This is a genomic window from Fulvivirga sp. M361 (assembly GCF_007097395.1).
GTDB lineage: Bacteria > Bacteroidota > Bacteroidia > Cytophagales > Cyclobacteriaceae > Fulvivirga.
Genome location: NZ_VKDC01000054.1, coordinates 22,866 through 30,933 on the forward strand (window position 1 = coordinate 22,866; position 8,068 = coordinate 30,933).

Consider the following 8,068-nt stretch of genomic DNA (forward strand, 5'->3'; position numbering starts at 1 on the left):
TAATTTCCATACAACCGTTAGTTTTTTTTATTATTACATACAGGAAGAAGGGTTGACTTTGAGCAGGAACTATGTCATCAATCAATAAGTTATTCCTGTTGCATCTGTACTACCAAGTTTACTACCGGAACTTCTTTTTCTATTCTTTTTTAAAGACCCTTCAACGGGTTTTAATATCTCACTGATCACAATTATCCATATATATGGAATCAACCAAATGAGTATTGAGTTTATTATCCTTTGTTTCTGAGTAAAAATGGGTGTCTTAAGGATCCGTATTTGATATTTAACCGAAAGAAATAAATACGGCAATAGCATCAAAGCCAGGAAAATATATCTCACAATAAGTTACTTTTCATTTTTAGTTTCACTTGTTTTGTTTTGGCCATTCGGTATACGACTTCATATCTTGTATTAATAAATCATAACCCTGTTTTACTGATTCCAGTGCTTTAATATCGGGCATCTCGTTTCGCTGATAATTACGCATCATAGGCTCCGTGACAAGTATTTTCATCATAATTTCCTGATCGACCAGGGTACGTTCATTAGCTTGGATCCTGGAAGATAAAGACTTGAGCCCTGCCACATTATTTTCATGGTTACGTTTTAATGTATCTACAATTGGCCTCAGCTTCTGGCTTAAGGTGGTATCATTTATCTGGCTCAAATAGTAGTCCAGCGCAGTCCAGTATTTCTGATTAGTGGCAACATAAGTGTGATACTCCTTTAAACTGTCTTTCTTGAGCTCATCCATTTTTTCAATTCTATTGACAATGGATTTCAACCTTATGTCTTTGTCCACAGCTTCATCAAATAATTTCTGTATGATGTCTGTATCATATCGTTTGCTTAAGGAGGAGAGGTTAAGATCGCCTTTCTCAACTGTTAATACCTCTGGCGTTTCTTCCTCATCTTTAATTTGCCAGTCTGCTTTATTGCATGAAACAATCGATAGTATTGCTAGTAGAAGTAACAGGAGTTTATTCATGAGCTCAATTTACTTTAGTAGTAGTTTGTCGGTCCAAATCAAAGACCTTTTTTGTAGCTTTTATTTTTCACAATGCTACTTTCTAATCTTTCTTTTGGAACCATAGATCTCTAACTCTTCCCGAAGAAACTTTGCATCCGCTGATAACATTATTGGCATCTCTGACAAATTCAACCTGCCCGAAGAACCATGCATTTGCCGAGAATACATCTTCTTTTACAGGACTTAATTCAAGATCGCTTAACCTGCGGTGTTGTACTAATAACTTTTCCCCAACTACCTTAAAATGATACTCCGTAGATAGCTCTTCACTGTAAAAACGCCCGGTGAAATCCGATAGTTTAACAGCTGTTTTATCAAAGGACTTCACTCTTGGCGCATCCATTATCTGTCCGCCCTGCGCAAGTTTAATTAATTTAATTTTTTCAGCATCTCCAGGTACAAACGTGATTTTCGCTGCTATCCCTTTAACATCAAATTCCGTTTTAGAAAGCGGGATAAGTGAAACGACCGGCTGTCCTGTTGCCTGTGCCGATAATTGACCATTTTCTTGCGTGACACTAATGATAAAACCGGGTTGTAGCTCATAATCTCCCACATAGTTGTTCAATGTATTCACGTCAACAACTATACTTTCTTTCTTATTCTCAGTCTCTTTTTTTGGTTCCGCTTTAAGATCATCTTTAAGATATATGTCTACAACATTATGCGCCATTTTCCGGGAGTTAAACGAGGCATCATTACTGAAAACGGCCACTGAAAATTTTTGATCGGGGAAACGGACCAGGAAGCTACGATATCCGGCATCAGCCCCGCCATGCTGTATTTGACTCAAACCCCTGTATTCCCCGACAAATTGACCGAGGGCCCCGCCAAAGGTCTTGCCGTTGTTTAGGACTGCCGGCGTATTCATTTTTTTAAAGATAGCTTCATTTCCAACTTTACCTGTTGAAAAATTCAGTGCCCAGCGACTTAGGTCTTCCACTGTAGTAAAAAGGCTGGTCGCTCCCACGTTAGCATAGTTCAATACACTTTTTTTATATCCGGTACTGTCCTGATAATAAGAGTATGCCCTGTTCTTTACGATTTTTTCATGGTCATCATAAAAAAGCGTATTAGACATCTCCAAAGGTTCGAAAATGTTCGCTTTCGTAAATTCAGCAAATGATTTGCCTGATACTCTTGCCACCACTTCAGCCAGCAATGTAAAACCTGTATTACAGTATACAAACTCATCACCAGGGGCAAAATTCAAGTTCTTTTGCTTTCTAACAAGCTTAAGGACGTGCTCTTTGGTAATAACGTCATCAAGACGCCAACCGGCTAAAGCCAGTAAATTCCATTGATCTCTTAAGCCACTCGTATGTGAAGCCAAATGTCTTAAAGTGATGGTTTTTCCGAAATCGGGTACTTCAGGAAGGTATTTTCTAATATCATCATCCAATGATAACTTACCTTCCTTTTCTAATATTAAAATAGAGAAAACCGTGAACTGTTTTGAAACGGAGGCAATGTGAAATATCGTTGACGGACTTATAGGAACGTCGTATTCCAAACTAGCCATACCATACCCCTTCTTATAAATTACGGAGCCATCTTTTACCACAGCCACGGCTGCCCCCGGCGTTTCGTTACTATCCCAACCTATGAAGAGCTCATCCACCTTTTCACTTAATGTAGCTGCCTTAGGTTTCAGCTTTTGAAGACTCAATGCATATTCTCCCGCAGGTTGATTTTCATTTAAATGACCTATTTCTAAAGTATATTCTCCTCCATCAACGGACGTTAACGTGATGAGTTCAGGTCCATATTTCCCATTGGGACTATCAAAGTCTGCTATTTTTTCACCTTTAGGATCATAAGTAGTAACCACTAGATCCACTCCTTGCTGTAGCACCTCAAGAAGAGCAAATTGGTTCTTTGCCAAGGTTATTTTATACTGATGTTTTTCGGTGGTCCCTATTTCAGAAGAAATAGTCTTGTCTTTGCTTACCTGTCCTTTTTGAATTTGGGCTTGCAAGCCGCCCAATTGAAAAAAGAGAAAAAGAAGTGTTGTTAATTTAATCATAGAGGGTTTCATAGTAGTGTTTTATAACCTCTAAAACCTACGTAACTTATTTGACAATGTTCAAAACCCAGTCCCATTGGTTCTCATCCACTAGTCCCCAAAATGCCCTTTTGTTCGCAAAAGAGCTTAAAAGCGTCAATGGGATGATTCAATTGATCATTATTTGCGTTGCAGGATTATGCTGAGAGGTGTTTGACCATGTAGTTGTTGTAACCAATGAGTATAGACAACGGTCATACACCCTTTAAGCCTCCGTTCTGCCTGAAGTAAATGTTCAAGTTGTTCATTTTTCAGTACAGCATATCTGAAAAATGAACAAAGTCCTCTCTAACCAATCTTAACAGCAGACTGAATATCGTTGTAAACAGCAATATTAAACCCCAATGAGTTCGTAAGAGCATTTGCTTCCCTTATGACTTCTTTATTGATTGGGCTGAGACATTGAGCAGAACAAAAAAGACCATCAGAAATAATAAGGTCCTCTGCTTAATAGGTAAGGTTTTGAAAGGCAAACCATTATTACCCAACACTGATATATTTAAGTCGCCTTACTCTTTTAGCAACGGATGTTGACGGTGCATCAAAAACCACTTCAATGATCAATTCAGGAGCGCTGATTTGTACTATATCCCCTTCAATGACTATCAAGTCCGAAAGAGCATTTAGTTCCTCCCTGTTAATTACAACTTTTAGGGTATTATGAATTAATTCCCATTTGCCGTTGTATTCGTTTCCGTTGCATTCTGTTTTATCACATTGATACTTAATCAATGCAGTCTTGTCATCATTCAATACTATAAGGTTGAAAAGACCTTCATCCGTCGTGTAAATCTCCTGACGTATCAGGCTGTTGTTTGAATCATAATCCAACTCCTCAATTTCAACCTCCCCAAGCCAGCTTGATGCATTGAGTGAATCCAGTTTACCTGGTTCATCGTCATCATCACTACACGAAGAAATCCCAAAGAAAATAATGGAGACTATAAGGGGCATCAGAATGCGATACATGCTGGTATGTATTATCGACTACACAATAATTCAATATACGAATGAATGATCAGGTTACAAAACGGAACATCTCGCAATGTTCATGTCATTCTGAGACAATTCTTAATGTAGTTCTGCAACTCACTTATGTCCAGGTCGTAACGATAAAATGCATTAAATAAATCCCAAAAACGGGTTACTAAACTATATCGGATCATAAGCGACAGATTAAATATGCTGCTGCCTTGATAGAGAAAGTACAATTTTATTTATTTTAACTCCATGAACAGATCAGACGGCAGACTCCTGAAGAATATACACCCGGGTGACCTGGTGGAAATTGTCCAAAAACATCACCAGAGAACAGGGGAACTCACAGAAGGGCTGGTGAAACGGATCCTGACAAAATCACCCAATCACTCCCATGGTATTAAAGTACAACTCGATACCGGGGAAGTAGGTCGCGTTAAGAACGTAATCATTGAAGATGAAGATTAACAGGACCTCATGCATCCTCCACTGAAATAGAAACACGGTAAATCAACTATCCGAGTTTTTTTAACTACTCCAATCTAAAAAATTACATGGGTAAATTATACTTATTACAAGGGGGTAAAACAATGAAAAAAATATTTAATATAATTTAAAATCTTTTCAATTGTCTGATTTATAGACTTTTGCCAAGTCACTTTTCAAGCGAAAAAACATTTTACACCCCCTCACAGACAGGTTTGTAACACTTCCGGCCGCTCCTTTAATTGATTAAATTGTGTAACACGATTAAATCAACTATACACCTAATTTTTATTACAATGAACAGAACTATACCATGGGCAATACCTTTATTATTATTACTGTTATGCGCTCCTTCGTTTTCGCAAACAGTGACCATCAATCACAAAGTTCAGCGATATGTTGGAGCAGTCTCCCAACTGGACCGATCGCGTTTTTTTAATTTTCACTCCAATGCAAGCGACGCAGATGCCACAGCATTTCAAAACCAGTACAATGTGGGGAAAGGGCGTCAGTTTTATACCCCATTTGCCGTAGCTTATGGACAAAACAACAATACGGCTGGCATCTACCCTGCTTTGCAAGGGGGAAATCCGGCAGTTAAAAGTACGAACAGAGTAGTCGCTACGGACCATCCGTACAAAGTTTTTAAAAATGGAATCAATGCCACTGCAGCAGCAAACTGGGCCGCTGATTACTATAAAAATGCAAGTGGAGCGATCCCTGAATTTTTCGAACCCATGAATGAGCCTTTTGTTCATGCAGGAGATTTTTATTCCGGTGGGTTTAACGCTGCGCAGGAGGCAAGTATGCGATTACAAATGTCACAACTTTACAATGCTATTGCTGCGAAAATACGTGATACACCGGCATTGGCTAACATGAAGATGGTGGGGTACTCTTCGGCCTACCCTGAACTGGAACGTAATGACTTCGGGCATTGGAATACCAACCAGAAGTTGTTTATGGATGAAGCCGGGGCAAATATGGATTGCTTTTCCACACACTTGTACGATGGCATCAACGTTACCGGTCAGGACACCCGAAGGTCCGGGAGTAATTCAGAGGCCATTTTAGATCTTATTGAAACCTACAGTTACGCCAAATGGGGTGTAGTAAAGCCTCATGCTATTACAGAGTACGGCGCTATAGAGACAGGATATGGTCCCGGCTATAGTGATATAGCAAGTGTTCAATCCGTTCGGTCCATTAATCACATGCTATTCAACCTGCTGGATAGGGAAGATAAAATGGCTATTTCCATTCCTTTTATTACTGATAAATCCACCTGGCACATCAATGCAGCAAATAATTATCAACCTTATGGCGCAGCGCTATGGAAACCATCCAATATTGGACAGCCTAACCCCACCGGATGGGTTTTTACTCCACGAATAAATTTTTATGAATTGTGGAAGGACGTTAAAGGAAGACGTGTATTGGCCAATTCAAACAATCCTGACATTCAAATCCAGGCATTTGTTGATGGTAATAAACTATTTGTAGCCATCAATAACCTGGATGACGCCTCCAATACGATCAACCTTAATTTCGCCTCCGCCCTGGCCGGATTTCAAAATGTAAGGATAAAATCATTAAAAATATACGATCAGGCTGCCCCGGTATTGAGCGATAATGTACAAACTACAGCACCTGCCAGCCTCACGCTGATTGCCGGTGAAACAGCCATTTTAGAATATACATTCGCAAGCAATGTCACTTTCGATAATGTAATCAGGGGAAAGAAGTATTATACTTCTAAGCACCTTCAGAATATTTCTGCTAATACACCCATTTCTTTTACATTTAATAATGTAACTACAGGATCAGGTTTTGCAAAATTAAGGATGGGCATAGGTCGCAAACATAATCGGTCCAAAGCGCCCATTGTAAAAGTAAATGGCACTACAGTGGCTGTGCCTGGCAACTGGAAGGGTTATGATCAGGCCAATAGAACGGATTTTTTCGGCGCAATAGAAATACCTGTACCTGCCAACCTGGTCCAGGCAAACAACACGGTAACCGTTGAATTTCCTGATACAGGTGGAAAACTCAGCTCTTTGGTTTTGGAGATGCAAAAGTATGACACAGCCCCGGCGGGGCAGGGTCCGTATGCAGGTAATGTAGGCGCTATCCCTGGCACCATAGAATCAGAAAATTATGATACAGGAGGTCAGGGAGTCGCCTACAACGATACCGACACCGGCAACAGTGGCGGACAATATCGCACCTCCGAAGGAGTCGATATTACCACAGCCAGTGAAGGTGGGCATGCGGTTGGCTGGACGGTAGCAGGAGAATGGCTGGAATATACCGTAAATGTAGCCAGTGCCGGAGATTACAGGGCTGACATTCGCTATGCAGCAGGCACCAGTACCACCGGGCAAATCTACCTTGCCTTTGACGGTACTAACCAATCCGGCACTGTGGATCTTGCCCCTACCGGCGGGTGGCAAACGTGGGCTACTGTTTCTAAAAACGTTACCTTATCGGCAGGGCAGCAGGTAATGCGGGTTTTTGTACAAACCGCCGGTATTAACCTTAACAAGATCACGTTTGCTTCGATTGCTCCTGTCAATGAAACGGTGACTGTCAACAGTCCGCCAACCTCCATCGTCAGTAATACCTCTTTGACCTTTTCCATTAACTATCAGGCGGTATCTGCACGTGATGTAGTAGTAGAATTCTGGTCGTCAACCTCCTGGCTGGGACAAACCCGGCAACCTGTTACAGCAGGTACGGGAAACATTTCTGTCACCGTCAACTTACCCTCAGCACCACCTGCCGGCACAGGATATATCATCAAGTCAAGCATTCGTCCCACCGGTGGAGACTGGACTACCGCCATTAATACTGATAATGTCAACAATATCACTGTAACGGCTTCATCCGGCCAGACACCTTTTGGTGGTACAGCGCGTACCGTACCGGGAAGAGTAGAAGCGGAAGACTATGATGAAGGAGGGCAGGGAGTTGCCTACAGTGATACCAATACAGCCAATGACGGCGGGCAATACCGGACAGATGGCGTAGACATTCAGACCACCGGAGATACAGACGGCAACTACAATGTGGGCTGGACCAATACCTCAGAATGGATGGAATACACCATCAATTTCAGCACCACCCAGGATTATGACTTTTTCCCTCGTGTTGCCTCTCCTGCCAGCACCGCTAAATTCAGGATACTTATTGATGGTGTAGACAAAACGGGTGAGCTTGCCGTACCCAATACAGGTGGCTATCAGACTTATCAGACCATGCATATACGTAACATTAATGTAACAGCAGGCATACATGTGGTACGTTTAGAGATAATTGCAGGTGGATTCAACCTGAATTATTGGGCGGCCTGGGCTTCTCCTCCTCCAGCAGCAAGAGTAGCTAGAGTCTGTCTATAAAGTGAGTTTTTTGCGCATTCCTAAGGTCAAAATTTGAGAGTATGTTGCTGGCTGAGCCAATTTGTTGGGTGCCGTTTGCTAAAGCTTTTACTGATATTTCAAAAGTGC

At 41.2% G+C, this 8,068-nt stretch carries 5 protein-coding genes; 2 read left to right on the plus strand and 3 right to left on the minus strand.

Features of this window, described 5'->3' with window-relative positions; genetic code table 11:
- Positions 1-367: 367 nt before the first annotated feature.
- From FNH22_RS29995 to FNH22_RS30005, 3 genes are all read right to left on the minus strand, one after another.
- Positions 368-991 carry a hypothetical protein gene (locus FNH22_RS29995; protein WP_143402231.1) on the minus strand — a complete coding sequence of 208 codons (624 nt, stop codon included), beginning with the start codon at positions 989-991 and terminating at the stop codon, positions 368-370.
- An 82-nt stretch (positions 992-1,073) separates the two neighbouring features.
- Positions 1,074-3,059: a serine hydrolase gene (locus FNH22_RS30000; protein WP_143402232.1), complete on the minus strand. Its 1,986-nt coding sequence runs from the start codon at positions 3,057-3,059 to the stop codon at positions 1,074-1,076.
- Between the two features lie 519 nt (positions 3,060-3,578).
- Positions 3,579-4,067 (minus strand): hypothetical protein, encoded by a 489-nt coding sequence (locus tag FNH22_RS30005; RefSeq protein ID WP_143402233.1) that lies wholly within the window; start codon positions 4,065-4,067, stop codon positions 3,579-3,581.
- Between the two features lie 261 nt (positions 4,068-4,328).
- Here FNH22_RS30005 and FNH22_RS30010 point away from each other — a divergent pair, with 261 nt between their 5' ends.
- Together FNH22_RS30010 and FNH22_RS30015 are read left to right on the plus strand one after the other, a co-directional pair.
- Positions 4,329-4,544, plus strand: coding sequence for a YwbE family protein (locus FNH22_RS30010; RefSeq protein ID WP_143402234.1), 216 nt, complete (start codon positions 4,329-4,331; stop codon positions 4,542-4,544).
- Between the two features lie 314 nt (positions 4,545-4,858).
- Complete coding sequence (locus FNH22_RS30015; protein ID WP_143402235.1) at positions 4,859-7,960, plus strand: carbohydrate-binding protein; 3,102 nt, start codon at positions 4,859-4,861, stop codon at positions 7,958-7,960.
- Positions 7,961-8,068 lie beyond the last annotated feature (108 nt).

Bases quoted from the DNA above. Each gene is read 5' to 3' on its own strand.
- FNH22_RS29995 (WP_143402231.1), bottom strand. From the start codon at position 991: ATGAATAAACTCCTGTTACTTCTACTAGCAATACTATCGATTGTTTCA.
- FNH22_RS30000 (WP_143402232.1), bottom strand. From the start codon at position 3,059: ATGATTAAATTAACAACACTTCTTTTTCTCTTTTTTCAATTGGGCGGC.
- FNH22_RS30005 (WP_143402233.1), bottom strand. From the start codon at position 4,067: ATGTATCGCATTCTGATGCCCCTTATAGTCTCCATTATTTTCTTTGGG.
- FNH22_RS30010 (WP_143402234.1), top strand. From the start codon at position 4,329: ATGAACAGATCAGACGGCAGACTCCTGAAGAATATACACCCGGGTGAC.
- FNH22_RS30015 (WP_143402235.1), top strand. From the start codon at position 4,859: ATGAACAGAACTATACCATGGGCAATACCTTTATTATTATTACTGTTA.